We start from the raw sequence: 19,425 nt of genomic DNA on the forward strand, positions 1-19,425 counted from the left end.
GCAGTTGCTAGTCGAGGTAGACGTCCAGGTCTTTCCACAACTGCTGGGTTCGGCGGATGGCGGCCCGGCTTCGTTCGGGGTGTGCCGCTTCCATGCCGGCGAGGAGCCCGTAGACCATGGAGTTGGCCGCGGTGACGGACTGAAAGAAGGAGATTCCCTCCGATGCGACGATCAGGAGGTGGTCGGCTGCTGCGGCGAGGCGGCCCCGGCGCATGTCGCTGATGGCGACGACGGTGGCTCCAGCCTCCTTGGCGGCCTCAGCCGTGAGGATGATCTGTTTGACCGAACGCCACATGTTGATGACCACCAGCACGTCGCCGGGTCCAAGGTTGTTGGCTGCCGAGGCGAAGTGCACGCCGGCCCGGTTCTCCAAGGTGATGGGGTAGCCCATGGTTGAGCCCAGGTGGGCCATGACGCTGGCCGGTCCAGCGAACGAACCGAGGCCAATCACGGTGATCGACTTCGCCGCGGCCAATGCAGCGATGGCGGCTTCGACGTCGTCCGGGGTGTTGGAATCAAGGGTGAGCCGCAGGTTTTCGATGTCGTGGTTGAGGGCGTCATGCAGGGGGCTGCGGTGCTCGCCGTGTTCATTGAGGGTGTCTTCTGTGGAGATCATCACCAAGTACCTGGACCGCAATTCACGCTGCAGGTCCGGCCAGCCGCGGTAGCCAAGCCGCTGGGCCGTGCGGACCACAGTGGAGTTGTTCACGTCCGAGCGTTGGGCGATTTCGGCGATGTCGGCGTAGGAGGACAACTGTGGATTGCGGGCGATGACTTCAACTACCCGGGCCTGCGACTTGGAAAGCGTGATGCTCGGAAGAGCGTCGCCCAACCACGCATAATCCGCGGATTCCCAGGTAGTTCCATTCGCGTTGCTGGCCTCGGTTTCGAGCTGCTCACTCCTCACGGCCTTCCTCCCTGTAACGTACATCACTATGCAATCAGCATTGCAACAAAGATACTCTGCAATTCTGATTGCCGCTAGTAGATTTCGTTTCCGCGAGGTAAAACTTGCCGGCCGTTCAGGCGAGTCCCCTTTAAAACACGGTTGCCGGGAGCCTTGCGTGGCTCCCGGCAACCTCTCTTTGTTGGTGTTTCGGTCAGGCGTTGCTGAGTTGGTTGGCGTTCCTCGGCTTGGCGTGGAGGCCTGCGAAGAATGCTCCGAGTTCGGCGGTTGCGGTCAGCGGCAGGATGTTGGCGACGTACTGGTCCGGCCTGACGACCACCACGACGCCGTCGCGGCTGAGGCCGCGTTGGTCGTAGATGTCGTTGGCGGGGTCGGTGCCGAAGACCTTTTCCAGGTAGGTCAGTTTGAACGGGCCGACCGTGGGCTTGAAGACCGCGGGGACGGCGTTGATGTCAACGCCTGTGTGGTCTTGCTGGTAGATCACTTTGATGTCGAACCAGGCGTCGCGGTCAAGGTACGACGGCGTCGCGGCCAGCGGCGAGTCGCCCGCGGTCGCGAGCCACTCGGCGAGGTCCGCCACGGCTCCCGGGGCGCCTGAGGCTGGGGTGTCGGCGAAGACGTAGATCCGCCAGCGGCCGTCGGCTTTGGCGTGGTGGCCCAGGTGCATGGGGTTGGTATCGCAGACCCGCTGTACCGGGGCGGACTTGAAGCGTTTGCCGATGGGGAACCCGGTGGCGAGATCCTGGTGCGTGGGCTCTGCGACCAGCATGGAAGGCGCGTACTGGGTCATGAACCCGGCCGGGAACTCCGCGGTGCTGGTGTAGAAGGTTTCCAGTTCGGTGGGGTCCTTGAATTCCTCGGGCTTCTTGGCCATGAGGGTGGACCATTCCTTATCGAAGTCGATCAGGTTCTTCGCCACCACCTGACGCTCGGCCGAGTAGGTATCCAGCAACGATTCGGGGGACCGGCCCTCGAGGACGTGGCCGAGTTTCCAGCCGATGTTGAATCCGTCCTGCATGGACACGTTCATGCCCTGCCCGGCCTTTGCCGAGTGCGTGTGGCACGCGTCTCCGGTGATGAACACCCGTGGAGTGCGCGTGCCGCGGTCCTCCGGCAGGACGTCGTCGAACCTGTCCGTGAGGCGGTGGCCTACTTCGTAGACGCTGTGCCAGGCGACGTTGCGCACATCCAGGGTGTAGGGGTGGAGGATGTCGTTGGCCTTGGCGATGATCTGCTCGATGGTGGTCTTGCGCACCGCCCCGTGGTTATCCGCTGCAACTTCACCGAGGTCCACGTACATCCGGAACAAGTGCCCGCCCTCGCGCGGAATCAGCAGGATGCTTCCACCCGTGCCGGACTGGATGGCGCACTTGGTCCGGATGTCCGGGAAGTCCGTCACCGCAAGCACGTCCATCACGCCCCAGGCGTGGTTCGCCTGGTCCCCGGCCAGGTGGCAGCCGATCGACTCACGGACCTTGCTCCGGGCACCATCTGCACCCACCACGTACTTGGCCCGCACAGTGCGTTCCTGGCCCTCGTCCGGACCCGCCGTGTGCACCAGGGTCACTGCGACCGGGTACTCACCTTCGCCCGTCACCTTCAGGCCGACGAACTCGTACCCGTAATCCGGGCGAAGGCGGGCCGGGGAGTTCGCCGCGAATTCGGCGAAATAGTCCAGCACCCGGGCCTGGTTGACGATCAGGTGCGGGAACTCACTGATCCCGGCGGGATCATCCACCGCCCGCGCAGCCCGCACAATCTTCGAGTGGTCCGCCGGGTCCGGCTTCCAGAACGCCATCTCCGTGATCCGGTACGCCTCGGCAATGATCCGCTCCGCGAACCCAAACGCCTGGAACGTCTCCACGCTCCGGGCCTGGATCCCATCGGCCTGCCCGATCGCCAAACGACCCGGACGCCGCTCCACAATCCGGGTGGTGACGTCCGGGAACTGCGCCAACTGCGCCGCCGTCAACATCCCCGCCGGGCCCGTACCCACAATCAGGACATCCACCTCGTCGGGAAGCACCTCCGGACGATCCAAACCAACCCCGGCAGCGGGCTCCACCCGCGGGTCACCGGATACATAACCGTGATGATGAAACTGCACGGGCTTTCCTCACTTCTTCGTGGGCACAAGTGCCTGGGATAGGTAGCGTGTTCGATAATAGAATTAGGTGTTCGATTATCGCTCACACAATGGTAATCCGGCTCACACAGACGTTCAAGTCCCCGTGGCAAGCGCGTTGGTCCCCAAAAAGGTCGGCGGCATGTCAGGATCAGGTATGCCTCGCCTCATGCTTCTGGATACCGCCTCGCTGTATTTCCGTGCCTTCTACGGCGTACCGGACACCATCCGCCGTTCCGACGGGACATCCGTCAACGCCGTCAGGGGGCTGATGGACATGATTGCCCGGCTCACTGCGGACTACGGTGCCACCCACCTGGTTGCCTGCTGGGACAACAACTGGCGCCCGTCGTGGCGGGTCGCCCTCATCCCCAGCTACAAAGCCCACCGGGTTGCGCGGCCGGTGAAGGGCGGGCCGGACATCGAGGAAGTCCCGGACGCCCTGGAGGCCCAGATTCCGCTCATCCGGCACGTCCTGTCCCTGGCAGGAATTGCCGTTGTGGGTGTGGACGACCATGAGGCTGATGACGTCATAGGCAGCTACGCAAGCCAGGCAACGCTTCCCGTGGACGTGGTCACGGGGGACAGGGACCTGTTCCAGTTGGTCGATGACCAGCGGGATGTCCGGGTCATCTACACCGCCCGCGGAATGCGGAACCTCGAAGTGCTGACGGACGTGGACGTGGTGGGAAAGTACCGTGTCCTGCCCCAGCAGTATGCGGACTTCGCGACGCTCCGTGGCGACTCCTCGGATGGCTTGCCCGGAGTGGCCGGCATCGGTGAGAAGACCGCCGCATCCCTTCTGGCCACGCACGGAACGCTGGACGGCCTCCTCGAAGCCGCGGGGCGCACCGACGGCGGGTTATCGGCCGGCGTGAAGGCCAAGCTGTCCGCAGCCGCGGACTATTTGGCCGTGGCACCCACCGTGGTCAAGGTGGCCCGTGACCTTAAAGTTCCAGCACTGGACGAAGCCGGAGCGGCCCTTCGGCCCGTGACCGGTACGGCAAGGAAGGAACTGGAAGGCCTGGCTTCTGACTGGAACCTCGGTGGCGCCGTCAAGCGCTTGCTTGACTCCCTCGACGCAGCAGGCCGGGGCTGATTCACAGCTTTCGGTGCTGCTTTCACAGCTAATCAACAGCTTCGCGACAGGGCGGACTGGGTTCCGTGCCGGATGCTGGGAACACGATGGCGCAACCTGCTGTCCGCATGTCACCAGCCGTACTTACGGTGCAGCAACTGTTCCGGCTGCCGAATCAGGAGAGGCATATGTCAAAAACCAAGAAGATCACGCTGGGCGTAACCGCCGGAGCGCTGGCATTGGGTGCCGGCCTGGGAGTCACGGGCGTTGCCTCGGCCACCAGCACCCCGACGCCCAGCACCCCGACATCCAGTGCCACCTCGTCCACTGACGGGGCCACGCAGGGCAACGGCCAGGGACGCCATGGCGGCCACGGTCGTGACGGTGCCCAGCTCGCATCCAAGCTCGCCACCAAGCTGGGTGTCGACGAATCCAAGGTCACCGACGCCTTGAAGGCGTTCCGTGATGCCAACAAGCCCACTACTCCGCCCAGCGAAGGTACCGAAGGCACCAAGCCGGACCGTGCGGCGCGGGAAGCGGCCTTGGCCAAGTCCTTGGCGCAGGCCCTTGGAATCGATGAGTCCAAGGTGACGGCGGCGCTTGAGGAAATCCGTTCCGAGGCGAAGGCCGACCGCTCCGCAGAGCTCAAGTCCCGCCTGGACAAGGCTGTTTCCGACGGCAAGCTGACGCAGGCCGAAGCGGACGCCGTCACCAAGGCCGTCAACGCGGGAGTCATTGGGGGCGGCGGCCGGTAGTTTTTCGGCCCCCGCCCGAAAACCGACAACAGAATCACCACAGGAGGGCAGGATCCGCCGGCCGACCGGAAGGATCCTGCCCCTTTTTTTGAAAAATTTTTGGTTTCCGTGTCGATTCTTCCTCGATCCGTTCGACCCATCAGTGAGAAGGTCGGAAAGCGACCTTCCACAACCGAGGAGATTGAGTGATATGGCCAAGTAGATGCTGATCATGCGGGCAACCGATGAGTCGATGGAGAAACTCCAGACCGCCGACTTCAACGAAATGCTCGAGGTCATGGGCAAGTTCAACGACGAACTCATCCGCGCCGGCGTGCTCCTGGCGGCGGAAGGACTCGACGACCCCAAGGAAGGTGTGGTGGTGGACTTCACCGGCGAGACTCCCGTGGTGACCGACGGCCCTTACGGGGAGACCAAGGAATTGTTCGCCGGGTACTACATTCTTGACGTGGCTTCCAAGCAGGAAGCGGTGGAATGGGCAAAGAGGGCGCCCATGACGGCGGGTACCAAAACGGAAATCCGCAGGGTCCCGGGGATTGACGAGTTCCCCCAGGACAACGAATGGATCCAGAAGGAACGTGCCTGGCGTGAACAGACCGGGCAGCTCTGATCGCCGGGCCTGATTCTCCGGGCGATACCTGACGTGGGCAACACTGCTGCAAGGGCCGCCGTCGAAGCTGTGTGGCGGAGTGAATCCGCCCGCATCGTCGGCGCCCTTGCCAGGTACACAGGCGACTTTCCGCTGGCTGAAGACCTCGCCCAGGAAGCAGTTGCCGAGGCCTTGGTGTCGTGGTCCGTTAATGGCGTCCCCACCGAACCGGTTGCCTGGCTGCTGACTGCGGGCCGCCGTCGTGCGATCGATGCTTTCCGCCGGCGCGCCGCCCGTGACGCAAAATATGCGGTGCTGGCCGGCGGGCTGTCAGAAGAGGACCCTTCAGTGGATGCGCTGTTCAACCCCGAAGCGGTCCAGGACGATGTCCTGGCGCTGATGTTCATCTCCTGCCATCCTGTCCTGTCCAAGGAGTCCAGGATCGCCTTGACCCTGCGTGTGGTGGCAGGCATGGGCACGGATCAGATCGCCAAAGCGTTCCTGGTTCCTGTGCCCACTATCCAGGCCCGCATTACCCGGGCAAAGAAGACGCTTGCCGCTGCCCACATTCCGTTCGCCGTGCCGGAAGAGCACGAACTCCCCGAGCGGCTGGGTTCCGTGCTGCAGGTGGTGTACCTCATTTTCTCTGAAGGGTCCTTCGCCACCGCCGGCGATGACTGGATACGTAAGGATCTGGCCGGGGAAGCCCGCAGGTTGGCCCGCACCCTGGTGCGGCTTTCGCCCGAACCTGAGGCTTTCAGCCTGCTGGCCCTGATGGAATTGACGGCGGCGAGGTTCCCTGCCCGGCTGGACGGCGCCGGGCGCCCGGTCCTCCTTGAAGACCAGGACCGACGGCTGTGGGACCAGTCCGCCATTCGGCGCGGCAAGGCGGCACTCGCCACCGCGGTTGCTGCTGGACGAGGGCTGGGCGCGTACGGACTGCAAGCGTCGATTGCGGAGTGCCATGCTGCTGCTGCCAGCGTCGCCGCTACCGACTGGGCCCGAATCGTGATCCTTTATGAGGCCCTTGGCAGGCTGACCCCCTCGCCGATCGTCGAACTGAACCGGGCCGTGGCCGTCGCCATGGCTTCGGGACCCGCGGCGGGCCTGGACATCGTGGACGGGCTGGTGGACGACGGCGGGCTGCGGGGCTCCCATGTTTTGCCGGCGGTGCGCGGCGAGCTGTTGACGCGCATGGGCAGGAAAGCAGAGGCCAGGGAAGCGCTCATGCTGGCGCTTGACCGATGTGCCAACGCTGCTGAACGGTTCGTGCTCGAGCGGAAAATCGAGGAACTGGGCGCTTGATCGGGGCGACGCCATGGGTAGGACTCCCAATCCCAGTCTCAACAGACACTCCCTCCCGTCGAAAAAAGCAGGTTTGATGGAAGCATCCACACATCATGATCAACAGGAGAAACATGCCTACCGCTATGTCATACGCAGCCCCTTCGGCCACCGGCGATCTGGTCCTGACCACCATTGAGCGCCGCGAGGTGGGACCGCACGACGTCCATATCGACATCAAGTTCGCGGGCATCTGCCACTCCGACATCCACACGGTCCGCGGCGAGTGGGGTCCACAGCAATATCCGTTGGCACCGGGCCACGAGATCGCCGGCATCGTCACCAAGGTGGGCGCCAAGGTGACCAGGCACAAAGTGGGCGACCGGGTTGGCGTGGGCTGCATGGTCAATTCCTGCAAGGAATGCGCAAACTGTAAGGCCGGGGAAGAACAGTACTGCTTGAACGGCAACGTGGGTACCTACGGCTCGGTGGACCGCGACGGCACCATCACCCAGGGCGGCTACTCCAGCGATGTGGTGGTGAACGAGGACTTCGTGGTCACCATCCCGGAGGGCCTCGAGCTCGACGTGGCCGCACCGTTGCTCTGCGCTGGAATCACCACGTACTCGCCGCTTCGCCACTGGGGTGCGGGCCCGGGCAAAAAGGTGGCGGTGGTAGGACTGGGCGGCCTGGGCCACATGGCCGTCAAGCTGGCACACGCCATGGGCGCCGAAGTGACTGTCCTGTCACAGTCGCTGAAGAAGATGGAAGACGGGCTCAAGCTGGGCGCAGACCAGTACTTCGCCACGAGCGATCCCGGCACTTTCGAGCAGCTTGCCGGCACGTTCGATCTCATCATCAACACGGTGAGCGCTTCGATCGACATCAGTGCCTACCTCCAGTTGCTCGCCCTTGATGGCACGCTGGTCAACGTGGGTGCCCCGGCCGAGCCGCTGCCCGTCAATGCCTTCGCCCTGATTGGTGGCCGCCGGTCCTTCGCTGGTTCCGCGATCGGTGGCATCCGGGAAACCCAGGAAATGCTCAACTTCTGCGCCGAACACCACCTTGGTGCGGAAATCGAGGTTATCCCCGCGGAGAAGATCAACGAAGCCTACGAGCGGGTCCTGGCGTCCGACGTCCGCTACCGCTTCGTCATCGACGCCGCCACCATCGCCTAGTCGTCAAGCCCGGCACCGGGTGGGCCGTGTGCCGGCGCAGCGCGTCCAAGGGAAGATGGTTCGGTGACTTTCAACCTGGATACCATCGGCAAAGGCCTGGTCTTCGCCGATTCCCTGGACAACCTGGCCTCGGCCATCAAGGCCAAACCCGGCGGCACGGCCGTGGTGCAGGCGCCGCCCGGTACGGGCAAAACGACCCTGGTGCCGCCCTTGCTGGTCAATCTGCTGCACCAGGAAGGCCACACCCGGCCCCGCGTCGTGGTTACGCAGCCCCGGCGCGTCGCGGCCCGTTCCGCGGCGCGCCGCCTCGCTGCGCTGGACAGCCTCACACCCTTGGAGAGTGGGACGGGCGGCCGCAATCCCGGAGGCCGCGTGGGCTACACCGTCCGCGGTGAATCCCGGGCGGGCAAGGACACCTTGGTGGAGTTCGTCACGCCGGGTATCCTGCTGCGGCGGCTGCTGTCGGACCCGGCGCTCGAAGGCACGCACGCGGTGGTCCTGGACGAGGTCCATGAACGTGGACTCGAAACGGACCTCCTGCTCGGCATGCTGGCCGAAGTCCGCCAGGTACGCGAAGACCTGCTGCTGGTGGCCATGTCCGCCACCCTGGATGCGCCGCGCTTCGCTGCCCTCCTGGGGGAGGCAACCCACGACGGCGGAACACCGGCACCGGTGGTTGACTGTCCATCCGCCCTGCATCCCTTGAGCGTTGAATGGGTTCCGGGGCCCTTCCTTCGACTGGATGACCGCGGTGTGGCCCGGAGCTTCCTGGACCACATCGCGGACACGGCGGCGCAGGCCCACCAGCGGATGCTCCACGACGATCCGGAGGTTGACGCGCTCGTTTTCCTGCCCGGTGTCCGCGAAGTAGCCCACGTTGCCGCGCGCCTGCGGAATCGCGCGGACCCTGGCACAGAGGTGCTTGAGCTGCACGGCCAGGCATCGCCACAGGAGCAGGACCGGGCAGTATCCGGCCGGAGCCCGGGCGGGCCGGCGCGGATCATAGTGTCCACAGCCCTTGCCGAATCGTCGCTGACCGTCCCGGGCGTCCGCTTGGTGATTGACTCGGGCCTGTCGCGGGAACCACGCAGGGACGCGGGCCGGGGAATGTCCGGGCTGGTCACCGTGTCCTGCTCGCGGGCTTCGGCCGGGCAAAGGGCCGGGCGTGCGGCACGCCAGGGCCCGGGAAGGGTGGTTCGCTGCTACGACCAGCAAGCCTTTGCCGCGGCCCCGGAACACCAGACCCCGGAGATCACCATAGCGGACCTGACCGGAGCCGCGCTGCTCCTGGCCTGCTGGGGTGCTCCGCGCGGACGGGGCCTGGCACTCCCCGACGCGCCGCCCACGGTGGCCATGGACGATGCCGTGGAGGTCCTCCGCGAACTCGGCGCGGTCACCGCAGACGGCAAGGCCACGGGTCTTGGCCGGACCCTGGCCGGGATTCCGGCGGATCCCCGCCTGGCCCGGGCGTTGTTCGACGGTGCAGCCGTGGTTGGTCCGCGGACAGCGGCGGAAACAGTGGCCCTGGTTTCCGGCGACCAGCGCGCTCCGGGCGCCGACCTGTCGCGCCTGCTCTCGGAAATGCGCTCCGGTTCGGGCTCGGCCGGCAAGCGCTTCGCCGAGGAGGCCAAGCGCTTCGAAGCGATCGCGCGGAAGGACGGAACCGCCGTCGTCCATTCCGCACCGCACCGAAGTCCGTTGCGCGACGAAGAGCCTGGGTTCGTCGTCGCCTTGGCGTTCCCGGACAGGATCGCGCGCCGCGTGGCGGAGGACGGGCCGGCGACTTACCTTCTCACCTCCGGCACCCGTGCCGGACTCCCGGGCGGCAGCCCACTCGCCGGGCACGAGTGGCTCGCCGTGGCTGAGGTCTCCCGTGCGCAGGGGCGGGATGCCGCAGGCACGGGAGCTGTGATCAGGTCGGCGGCCCCGCTTGCCGCGGACCTGGCACTCTCGGCGGCCCCGGACCTGCTGGAAGAGGCTGTCCGCGCACGCTTTGACGGGGGTAAAGTCACGGCACGGCTGGAACGACGCCTCGGTGCCATCGTGTTGTCGTCCACGCCGGTCCGACCGGACCCGGAAGCCAGCCGCGCTGCCGTGGCCGAGGCCCTCGCCAAGCGCGGGCTGTCCATGATCGGGTGGTCGGATGCCGCCGACGCGTTCAGGCGCCGCCTTGCCCTTCTGCACAACGTGCTCGGCGAACCGTGGCCGGACGTCGGCGAACCGGCACTCCTGTCCCGCCTGGACGAGTGGCTCGGCCCCGAACTGGAGGCCCTCGCCAACGGCAATGCGGCCACGGCGCTGGATCTTGCCGAGCCGCTGCACCGGCTCCTCCCGTGGCCCGAGGCTGTCCACCTGGACAACCTTGCCCCCGAGCGTCTGCAGGTTCCGAGCGGCTCCCGGGTGCGGATCGACTACCCTGACGTTTCAGGCCACCCTGGGGAGAACCACGACGTCGGCCGTCCGGTGGTGGCGGTCAAGCTGCAGGAATGCTTTGGCTGGGACAGCACGCCACGGCTGGTGGACGGCAGGGTTCCGGTCCTGTTCCATCTGCTGTCTCCGGCGGGCCGTCCGCTGGCGGTGACGGACGACCTCGCGTCGTTCTGGTCCGGCCCGTACGCCCAGGTCCGGGCCGAGATGCGGGGACGCTACCCCAAACACCCCTGGCCCGAGGATCCCTGGACAGCCCAGGCGACGGCCAGGACCAAGAACCGGATGTAGCCCCTACAACCTGTCCAGCATGAACTGGACCTCGCCATCAACAAAGGTGCCCAGGACGGAGCTTGCCGCAAGTTCGTCGGGCGCCGTGGTGAGGGGATCGAGGTCGAATACCGTGAAGTCGGCCCGTTTGCCAACGTCGATAGAGCCTGAGACGGCCCAGAGTCCGGCAGCCTTGGCGGCATGGGAGGTGTACCCCTCCAAAGCCTGCAGCGCCGTGAGCGCCTGGGCCGGAGCGATCGGTTCCTGCCCGGGGTGCCCGGAACGCCTGCGCAATTGGGCATCGGCCAGGATGGGCAGGGGTTCATAGGGGGCTATGGGCCAGTCCGAGCCGATGCCCAGGACGATGCCCGCGTCCCGGAGGTCCCGGCAGCGCCAGGCCCGGTCCGCGCGCTCCGGGCCCAGCCGTGTGGACCAGTTGTCGCTGTGGTCGGCGAGCGAATAGTGGGTGCAGTGCGTGGGCTGCATGCTGGCCACCACTCCGGCGTCCTTGAACCGCTCCACGAGTGCGTCGGGGACCGTCTCGATGTGCTCGATCCTGTGCACCGTCTGCTGGTAACGGGACCGGACAGACCGGGGGAGCGAGCCGAAGGCGTTGAGCACATGCTCCACTCCGGCATCACCGATGGCGTGCGTGGCCGTCGGAATCCCGCGGGCCGCAAAGAATTGGACTGCCGCGGCATATTCTTCCGGCCGCGGCCAGAAGGGCGCCGTGGATTGACCGTAAAGGTCCGGCTCGTAAAGCCACGCCGTTCCATTGTCGATGGTGCCGTCCACGAAGAGCTTGATGGCTTCGATGGACCAGCGTTGCCCTCCTGTCCCGATGGAGGCCGCCAACTGCCTCCACTCCGTTTCGACCGAGCCGGGCATGCACCAGGGTGCGGTCCGCAGCCGCAGCGGCAGCCCGCCGTCGGCTTCCAGGGCATCCAGGAGGGCGGCTGTTTCGTCCCCGTGGTCCATGACATGTCCGCCGGTCAGGCCCGAACGGGCGAAGTCCTGCAGCAAGCGGCCCAGCCGGACCTTCCGTTCCGCAAAAGATTCCCGGGGAATGTGCTGCTGCACGAGTCCCATGGCGGCCGCCTCCAGGAGCAACCCGGTGGGAGTGCCATCGGCATCGCAGACGACTTCGGCCGCTTGCGTGAAGTCCCGGCGACCGTCGACGCCGGCAATCTCCAAGGCACGGCTGTTGGCAAGTGCTGAGTGACCGTCGAACAAGCGGATCATCGCGGGACGGCCACCTGCGACGTCGTCGATCACCGAGCGGTGCAGCGGCTCGGTTCCAAATGCGTTCGGGTTCAGCCCCCACCCGCGCAACCAGCCGCCGTCGTTGGTCCGTTCCGCCTCCGCCTTCAGCAGCGCGCGGACGTCCTGCAGGCCCGCTGCTGCGGAGAGGTCGACGCCGATGGTCAGGTCCAGCCCGAACACCGGGTGGATATGGCAGTCCACCAAACCCGGCGTCAGGGTGGCCTCGCCCAGGTCCACCACCTGCGTGCCGGACCGTCGCCAGTCGTGCGCATCGGCTCGGCTCCCGACGGCGGTTATCACGCCGCCTGTGACGGCTACGGCTTGGATGGGCTGTTTTCCGCCGGCAGTTGTGCTGAGGGTGTGGACGGTATCCGCCAGGACGATGAGGTCAGGAGTCATGGGTTTCAAAGCTTCCAATGCGGTCGAAGACGTGTGGACGGGTGGTGCGCAGGCGGCGTGCAATCAGCAGGCCGGCCAGGAAGACAACGGGGGCGACCAGCAGGAGGATGGTGTTGGTCAGGGCGTCGGCGAAGGTCAGGAGTTCGATGTTGACGGCAATGAGCACCACGACGCCGAACAGAAGGATCGCGGACGCCACGCTTAGCGGAACCATCAGCCGGTTGGTGGCGGCTGCGGGAGTGCGGCGGAGGTAGATAAAACAGGCCACGGACACCAGTCCCTGGAGGGCCACGATTCCGAAGATGCCGGGGGTGTTCACCCAGATCAGCAACTGCTTGTAAGGGTCGGCCCCGGCAACGGCGCACACGGCAATCACGACGGCGGCAAGCAGCGTCTGGATCTGCCCGGCGCGGTGCGGGGATTTGTACTTGGGGTGGGTCTTGCCAAGGAAGGCCGGAAGGACGCCGTCTTTGGCGAGCATGTAGACGTAACGGTTGATGGCGTTATGGAACGCCAGTTGCGATGCGTAGACGCTCGTGACGATCAGGACGTACATCACCACTTCCGCCCACGGCCCCACGTAGTGGTTGATGGTGGCAAAGAACATCCCGTCGGCCAGTTCGCCCGCTGCCGCCACCACGTCGCCGTCGCCGAAGGCTTGCACCACCGTCCAGACGATGAAGGCGTAGAAGACAGACATGAAGCCCACGGCAATGTAGGTGGCACGGGGTACGGACTTGTCCGGGTTCCGGGCTTCGCGGCGGTAGAGCACAGTGGATTCGAAGCCCATGAAAGCGGCGAAGCAGATGGCCAGGATTGCGAGGACGCCGGGCGTGAAGGCGTTCCCGGGTTCGAACGATGCCCCGCTGATGCCGTGCGCCCCACCGGAGGCAAGGATGCCCGCGCCCATGATTGCCAGGATGGCTGTTTCGGCAATAAGCAGGACACCAAGGACCTTCGCTCCGACATCGATGCCGCGGTATCCGAGGAACCACACGGCGCCGATGGCCACGAGGGCCACGGCGGGCCAGGGCACGTCCAGGCCGAAGAGCGTCCGGAGCATGGCCTGCGTCTGAACGGCGAACAGTCCATAGACGCCGATCTGGAGGCAGTTGTAGGACACGATCGCCAGGATGGCGGAGGCCAGCCCCACCGTCTTTCCCACGGCCAAGGTGACGTAGGTGTAGAAGCCGCCGGCGGCTTTGACGTGTTTGGTCATGGCCATGAAGGCGACGGCAAAAACGAGCAGGACAGCGCCGGCGATGAGGTAGCCCATGGGGGCGCCTATGCCCCCGATGCCGATGGCTACCGGGGCCACACCGGCCATGACGGTAAGCGGTGCCGCCGCGGAGATGACCAGGAAGGCGATGCCTCCGGTTCCGATGGCATTGCGTTTGAGCCCATTGGCAGCCTCGGCTGCCGGCGGACGGGTTTCGGTGTCAGACATGGGAGTCCTCGAAGGGTCTGGAAGTTGGAAAGTGGGGGATCGAGGCGTTAGCGAAAGCCTTTCGTTTTATCGTAGGGCGTTGTGACCCGCCGCACAATACTTTCCTGCGAAGTTCCGGGAGATGTGGCTAGAGTCGTAGCAACAACCGATTGGAGTACCCATGCCGCGCCCGCCCGTCCCGCTCATATCCATCGACGCCTTGGTAACGGCCGCTTTGGAACTGGTGGACGAAGCCGGCGACTTCAGCTTGCCCAAGCTGGCCAGGAGAATCGGCGTCAGCCAATCGTCCATCTACAACCACGTCAGCGGCCGCGACGAAATCCTCGAGCTCATGCGCGGACGGATCATCTCCGAGAGCCCCTACCAGCTTCACGAAGGCCAGGGGTGGGAAGAGTCGCTCCGGGCCATCGTGCGCAGCTATCGGGACGCGTTCGCCCGGCACCCCCGGCTGGCGCCGCTGATGGTCCTGCAGACGGTGCAGGACCCGCAAGTGCTGGCCCTGTATGAAAATCTGGCGATCGCCCTCGAAGAGGCCGGCTTCCGCGGGCAGGACGTGGTGTCCGCCATCTCCACCATCGACAGCTTCGCGCTGGGCTTTGCCCTGGACCTGGCAGCGCCGGAGGTGGTCTGGGCTCCGCCGGTGGACGGATACCCGGCGCTGTCCGGTGCCCTGGCGCATGCGGGCCCGTCCGCGGAACGTGGTGAAGCGGCTTTCGACTTCGGCCTGGAGATCCTCATGGCGGGCCTGCGCTCCCGTCTCAAGCAGGCGTTGGTCTGATTCCCAGATTTCTTGCGTACCATTCGACGGTGACCCGTACCGCCTTCGATCCCGCGTCCGTGCCCGAGACCTGGTGGGCGGCCGTCGTCCGCGGCTTCACTGAGGTCCACACCACTGCAGTGCCCCTGCCTGTGCTCCTCGCCATCGTTGCAGGCGCCACGCTGCTGAGCATCCCCAGGGCGACGTGGCGGTGGTTCGGACTCTACGTCACATTCGTGCACGAACTCGGCCACGCATACGCGGCCCTCATGACCGGGCGTTTCGTGCACAGCCTGCGGATCGGCCTGGACCATTCCGGCCGCCTCGTCAGCAGCGGGCGGAGTGCCTTTGGAGCGGCGTGGTCCGGGTTCTGGGGGTATCCGGCCCCGGCGGTGGTGGGCCTTGCCCTGATCGCCGCTTTCTCCGCCGGACGCTCCGGAGCCGCCATGTCCATCGGCGCCCTCATCCTCTTGGTGTCCCTGGTCTTCCTGCGGAACCTGACCGGGATGCTGGTAGCCGTGGTCAGCGCTGCCACCGCCCAGTCATTGATCCTCTTCGCCCCACCCGAGGCTGTGAACTACGTGGTGCTGGCACTGGGTATTGCCCTCACGGTGGGTGGCCTACGTGACCTGCTGAAACTCGCCGGGGTGCACACCAGGCGCAGGGAGCGTCTCCAAGCCTCGGACGCCTGGATCCTGGGGCGCACCACGGGCGTCCCCAGCTTCGTCTGGATGACGGGCTTCACGCTGGTCATCACCGGATGTGCCGCTGTTTCCGCGGGGCTGCTCTGGGGGATGCTGGGGATAGTCGCTGCCTAACGACCCGAATCTGCGCTGCTGCCTCTTGCCCTGTGGTTGCCTCAGGGTGTCCAATCCTTGTACACGTTCGAACCAAGCCATGCGTTCGGACTCCGAGCCTGGATACGAACACCGGGAGGCGCCCATGTCCGCGAAGGGCACGCGCGAGACAGTCAAGGCCACGGGATCAAGCGCCACGGAACCCCGACGAAGCGAGAATGGTGCAGCACTGACTGCCAGCCACCCTGCCCGGATCAGGAACGTCGCCCTGGTGGGGCATTCGGGAGCCGGCAAATCGATGCTCGTGGAAGCGCTGCTCGCAGCCACCGGTGCGATCACCCGGATGGGTTCCATTACCGAAGGAACCACCGTCAGCGACTCGGATCCCTCAGCTGTTCATCAGCAACGTTCCGTCTCCTTGTCCGTGGCGCCGATCCTGGTGGGCGACATCAAGGTCAACCTGATCGACACCCCGGGCTACACCGACTTCACCGGCGAGTTGCGTGCCGGTCTCCGGGCCGCGGATGCGGCCCTTTTTGTTGTCTCCGCCATCGACGGAATAGACGGTGCCACCATCGCCCTGTGGGGCGAGTGCGAGCGGGTCCGGCTGCCGCGGGCCGTGGTTGTCAGCAAACTGGACCATCCGCGCGCAGACTTCAGTGCCGCCGTCGCGCGCTGCCAGGAAGCCTTCGGCGAGTCGGTGCTGCCGCTGTACCTTCCGGACGCTGACGGGGTGGCAGGAGTCCTGCACGGCGGCGGCCAGGCCGATGACGCCGCGCTCGAGGAAGCGCGCGGGCCTTTGATTGAGGGCATCATTGCGGAGAGCGAAGACGAGACACTCATGGACCGCTACCTCGGCGGAGAAGAGTTGCCACTGGGGGACTTGATCGAGGACCTGGAAAAGGCTGTTTCCCGGGGCAGCTTCTTCCCGGTCATGCCAACGTCGGCCGAAACGGGCCGGGGGCTTCAGGAACTGATGGCGCTCCTCACCGACGCCCTGCCGTCGCCCTTGGAACGTCCCGCCCCGCCAGCCATGAAGCTCGACGGGTCTCCGCTCAAGGACCTGGCATGCGACCCGGAGGGGCCATTGGCGGCCGAGGTGGTGCGCACTACAGTGGATCCCTTCCTTGGCCGGGTGTGCCTGGTCCGGGTGTTTTCGGGAACGTTGAGGGAAGACTCCTCCATCCATATCGGCGGAAGGGGTCTTTCGGGCAGGGGCCATGAGGACCACGACTCCGACGAACGGGTAACGCATCTTTACTCGCCAGTGGGGTCCAGCCTGAAGCCCGTCCGGGAATGCGTCGCCGGGGATATTTGTGCCATCAGCAAGATCGCCGGCGCAGAAACCGGGGATACCGTGTCGGACAAGGATGCACCGCTGCTTATCGAGACCTGGCACATTCCCGAGCCCCTGATGCCCGTAGCCGTGGAAGGCGCGTCCCGCAGCGACGAGGACGCCCTGGCCAAGAGCATCGGCAAGGTGGCGGCGGCGGACCCGACACTGCGGGTGGAACGCAACCAGGACACCCATCAGTTGGTCCTCTGGTGCATGGGGGAGGCGCACGCCGAAGTGGTCCTGGACCGCCTGCGTGGACAGGGAGTCAAGCTCCAGACCGTGGACGTGATCACGCCCCTGCGGGAGACGTTTGCCAGCAAGGCGGCCGGTCATGGCCGGCACGTGAAGCAGTCCGGTGGGCACGGCCAGTTCGCCATCTGCGACATCGAGGTTGAACCCCTGGGGCGCGGCGAGGGCTTCCAGTTTGTCGACAGGATTGTGGGCGGCGTTATTCCCGGAACCTTCGTGGCGTCAGTCGAGAAGGGCGTGCGCGCCCAGATGCTCAAGGGTGTCGCTGAAGGCTTCCCTGTGGTGGACATCAAGGTGACGCTGGTCGGCGGAAAAACGCACAGCGTGGATTCCTCGGACGCCGCGTTCCAGTCGGCCGGGGCACTGGCCCTTCGCGAAGCGGCTGCGGTGGCGAAAATCCAACTCCTGGAACCCGTGTCCCGGGTGGTCATCAGCGTCCCGGATGAATACGTGGGAACGGTGATGAGCGACCTTTCCGGACGGAGGGGGCGGGTCACCGGCACCGACAGCGGCGGCGGTGAAGGCGCCGAGGTCAGTGCCGAAGTGCCGGACCAGGAACTCCTGCGGTACGCCATTGAACTCCGGGCACTCACGGCCGGGACCGGACGGTTCCGGCGGGAGTACCTGCGCCACGAGCCTATGGCGAAGTAACCCCGGCCTTGTCGTCAGTGCGCATGAAGCCCGCCACGGCCGGTGCCAGCGATGCGCCGACCTCCGCTGCCGTGCGTTTGACGCCCTTGACGGCGAAGGAGTGGTCCCCGCCTTCTACCCATTGAAGGGTGGCCGTTGGCCCGATGCGGGACACCACGGACTCGAGCAGTTCCGGAGTCGCGAAGGTGTCCCTGGTGCCCTGAAGGAAAAGCATGGGCGTGGTGACCCCGTACAGGTGCTCGTCCCGGAGCTTTTCGGGTTTGCCTGGAGCATGCAATGGATAGCCGAGGTACACGAGGCCTTGGACGTCCATGCCCTCGGCCACGGCCATGGATGCCATGCGTCCGCCGAACGACTTCCCCGCCGCCCAGAGCGGCATACCGTTGGAGAGTTGGGCGGCTTTGGCCACCACTGCCCGCCACGTGGCGATGGCAAGCGGTGGACGGTCAGGGAAGCGGCGGCCGGCCGCACGGTAGGGGAAGTTGAAGCGGAGCGTCGCAACACCCTCTGCCACCATCGCCTCGCAGAAACCCTGCAGGAAGGGGTGCTCCATGCCCGCCCCGGCGCCGTGGGCCACCACCAGGGTGGCGGACGGGTCCTCCGGACTGAGGTGGATGCCCGGGACATCGGTGTCGTCGACGGGGATGGTCAGGGCGGTTTCGGTGTTTGGCATGCATCCATCATGGAGCAGGTTTAGATACGGACACGCACCAATTTCTCCCAAAACGATCCCAACCTGCTGACGGGCAGGGTCCGCGCACGGTAGCTTGTGGCCATGGCGAGCGAATCCACCACCCTGACCGTGCCCGGCCCCGATGGTCCCCGCGAGGTCCGTATCTCCAGTCCAAGCCGCGTCATCTGGCCGGAAGCGGGACTGACCAAGCTGGACCTGGCAAGCTACCTCTCGGACGTGGGGGAAGCCTTCGTCGCTGCCAACGGAAACCGGCCCGTCAGCCTGCAGCGCTATTCAGGCAATATCGAAGGAGACATGTTCTTTTCGAAGAACCCTCCCAAGGGTGCCCCGGACTACATCCGCTCGGTCATGGTCACCTACCCCAGTGCCCGGTCCCATCCGCAACTGGTGATTGACGAGCCCGCCGCCGCCGTGTGGGCAGCCCAAATGAACACCGTGGTCTTCCACCCCTGGGCTTCGCGGGCCAACGATCCGGACAATCCTGACCAGTTGAGGATCGATCTCGACCCTCAGCCAGGCACGGATTTCGCCGACGCCATCCCGGCGGCCCAGGAACTCCGCTCCGTCCTGGACGAGGCCGGCCTGACGGCCTTCATCAAGACCTCCGGCAACCGGGGCCTGCATGTCTATGCGCCGATCCATCCCAAGCACGAGTTCCTCGTTGTCCGGCACGCCGTCATTGCCGCGGGCCGGGAACTGGAGCGCAGGATGCCGCACCACGTCACCACGGCGTGGTGGAAGGAAGAACGCGGTTCCCGGATCTTCGTGGACTTCAACCAGGCAAACCGGGACAGGACCATTGCCGGCGCCTACAGTCCCCGCGCCGTGGCCCAGGCCCAGGTCTCCTGCCCGCTGGCCTGGGACGAACTGGAGAATGCCGACCCCTCGAAGTACACCATCCAGACCGTCCCGGACCGGCTCAGGACCATCGGCGATCCGTGGGCGGCCATGCATGAAAAGCCCGGCAACATCGATGTCCTTCTGCAGTGGTGGGAACGCGACGTGAATAACGGGCAAGGGGAGATGCCGTTCCCGCCGGAATTTCCCAAGATGCCCGGCGAGCCCATGAGGGTCCAGCCGAGCCGCGCACGCAAGCCGGAGGAACAACCGGAGAAGTGAAGTGAAGCGGGCGTCTGCACACAGGGCTGCCGGTGTTTGCTGCAGCCTGTTGCTCGCCGCCTGCCTGGCGTCTTCGTGCACCGATCCGCCGGACCCGCTC

Annotated in this window: 15 protein-coding genes; 10 read left to right on the top strand and 5 right to left on the bottom strand. The window is 65.7% G+C overall.

Features of this window, described 5'->3' with window-relative positions; genetic code table 11:
* Positions 1–7 precede the first annotated feature (7 nt).
* A complete protein-coding gene (locus tag ACIPV6_RS02100; protein WP_400269304.1) occupies positions 8–907 on the bottom strand; it encodes a MurR/RpiR family transcriptional regulator in 900 nt (299 codons plus the stop codon).
* Positions 908–1,100: 193 nt separating this feature from the next.
* Entirely contained in the window at positions 1,101–3,014 is a 1,914-nt protein-coding gene (locus ACIPV6_RS02105; RefSeq protein WP_400269305.1) for an FAD-binding monooxygenase, read from the bottom strand.
* Between the two features lie 160 nt (positions 3,015–3,174).
* Here ACIPV6_RS02105 and ACIPV6_RS02110 point away from each other — a divergent pair, with 160 nt between their 5' ends.
* The 6 genes from ACIPV6_RS02110 (at position 3,175) to hrpB (ending at position 10,634) form a co-directional block, all read left to right on the top strand.
* Positions 3,175–4,131, top strand: coding sequence for a 5'-3' exonuclease H3TH domain-containing protein (locus tag ACIPV6_RS02110; protein ID WP_400269306.1), 957 nt, complete (start codon positions 3,175–3,177; stop codon positions 4,129–4,131).
* Between the two features lie 167 nt (positions 4,132–4,298).
* Positions 4,299–4,865 (top strand): hypothetical protein, encoded by a 567-nt coding sequence (locus tag ACIPV6_RS02115; protein WP_400269307.1) that lies wholly within the window; start codon positions 4,299–4,301, stop codon positions 4,863–4,865.
* Positions 4,866–5,067: 202 nt separating this feature from the next.
* The gene (locus tag ACIPV6_RS02120; RefSeq protein ID WP_400269308.1) at positions 5,068–5,475 is read left to right on the top strand and encodes a YciI family protein; all 408 of its coding nucleotides are present in this window, start codon (positions 5,068–5,070) and stop codon (positions 5,473–5,475) included.
* A 33-nt stretch (positions 5,476–5,508) separates the two neighbouring features.
* Positions 5,509–6,759, top strand: coding sequence for an RNA polymerase sigma factor (locus ACIPV6_RS02125; RefSeq protein ID WP_400269309.1), 1,251 nt, complete (start codon positions 5,509–5,511; stop codon positions 6,757–6,759).
* A 113-nt stretch (positions 6,760–6,872) separates the two neighbouring features.
* A complete protein-coding gene (locus ACIPV6_RS02130) occupies positions 6,873–7,916 on the top strand; it encodes an NAD(P)-dependent alcohol dehydrogenase (RefSeq protein WP_400269310.1) in 1,044 nt (347 codons plus the stop codon).
* 63 nt (positions 7,917–7,979) lie between these two features.
* Positions 7,980–10,634, top strand: a complete 2,655-nt coding sequence (hrpB, locus tag ACIPV6_RS02135) for an ATP-dependent helicase HrpB (protein ID WP_400269311.1) — start codon at positions 7,980–7,982, stop codon at positions 10,632–10,634.
* Between the two features lie 3 nt (positions 10,635–10,637).
* On the opposite strand, the gene ACIPV6_RS02140 is transcribed toward hrpB, so the two are convergent.
* A complete protein-coding gene (locus ACIPV6_RS02140) occupies positions 10,638–12,275 on the bottom strand; it encodes an amidohydrolase (protein WP_400269312.1) in 1,638 nt (545 codons plus the stop codon).
* Positions 12,265–13,722, bottom strand: coding sequence for an APC family permease (locus ACIPV6_RS02145; RefSeq protein WP_400269313.1), 1,458 nt, complete (start codon positions 13,720–13,722; stop codon positions 12,265–12,267). The genes ACIPV6_RS02140 and ACIPV6_RS02145 overlap by 11 nt, the downstream gene beginning before the upstream one ends.
* 160 nt (positions 13,723–13,882) lie before the next feature.
* On the opposite strand from ACIPV6_RS02145, the gene ACIPV6_RS02150 reads away from it, so the two are divergent.
* The 3 genes from ACIPV6_RS02150 to ACIPV6_RS02160 all read left to right on the top strand — a co-directional run bounded on the left by ACIPV6_RS02150 (position 13,883) and on the right by ACIPV6_RS02160 (position 17,512).
* Entirely contained in the window at positions 13,883–14,500 is a 618-nt protein-coding gene (locus ACIPV6_RS02150; protein WP_400269314.1) for a TetR/AcrR family transcriptional regulator C-terminal domain-containing protein, read from the top strand.
* Positions 14,501–14,529: 29 nt separating this feature from the next.
* Positions 14,530–15,297, top strand: coding sequence for a M50 family metallopeptidase (locus tag ACIPV6_RS02155; RefSeq protein ID WP_400269315.1), 768 nt, complete (start codon positions 14,530–14,532; stop codon positions 15,295–15,297).
* Positions 15,298–15,421: 124 nt separating this feature from the next.
* Positions 15,422–17,512 carry an elongation factor G-like protein EF-G2 gene (locus ACIPV6_RS02160; protein ID WP_400269515.1) on the top strand — a complete coding sequence of 697 codons (2,091 nt, stop codon included), beginning with the start codon at positions 15,422–15,424 and terminating at the stop codon, positions 17,510–17,512.
* On the opposite strand, the gene ACIPV6_RS02165 is transcribed toward ACIPV6_RS02160, so the two are convergent.
* On the bottom strand, positions 17,499–18,185 hold the full coding sequence (locus ACIPV6_RS02165) for an alpha/beta family hydrolase (protein ID WP_400269316.1): 687 nt from the start codon (positions 18,183–18,185) through the stop codon (positions 17,499–17,501). The two genes, ACIPV6_RS02160 and ACIPV6_RS02165, sit on opposite strands and share 14 nt — an antisense overlap.
* Before the next feature lie 102 nt (positions 18,186–18,287).
* On the opposite strand from ACIPV6_RS02165, the gene ligD reads away from it, so the two are divergent.
* The gene (gene ligD / locus ACIPV6_RS02170; protein WP_400269317.1) at positions 18,288–19,325 is read left to right on the top strand and encodes a non-homologous end-joining DNA ligase; all 1,038 of its coding nucleotides are present in this window, start codon (positions 18,288–18,290) and stop codon (positions 19,323–19,325) included.
* Positions 19,326–19,425 lie beyond the last annotated feature (100 nt).

Source organism: Paenarthrobacter sp. NPDC089988 (genome assembly GCF_044748465.1).
In the GTDB taxonomy this organism is placed as follows: domain Bacteria; phylum Actinomycetota; class Actinomycetes; order Actinomycetales; family Micrococcaceae; genus Arthrobacter.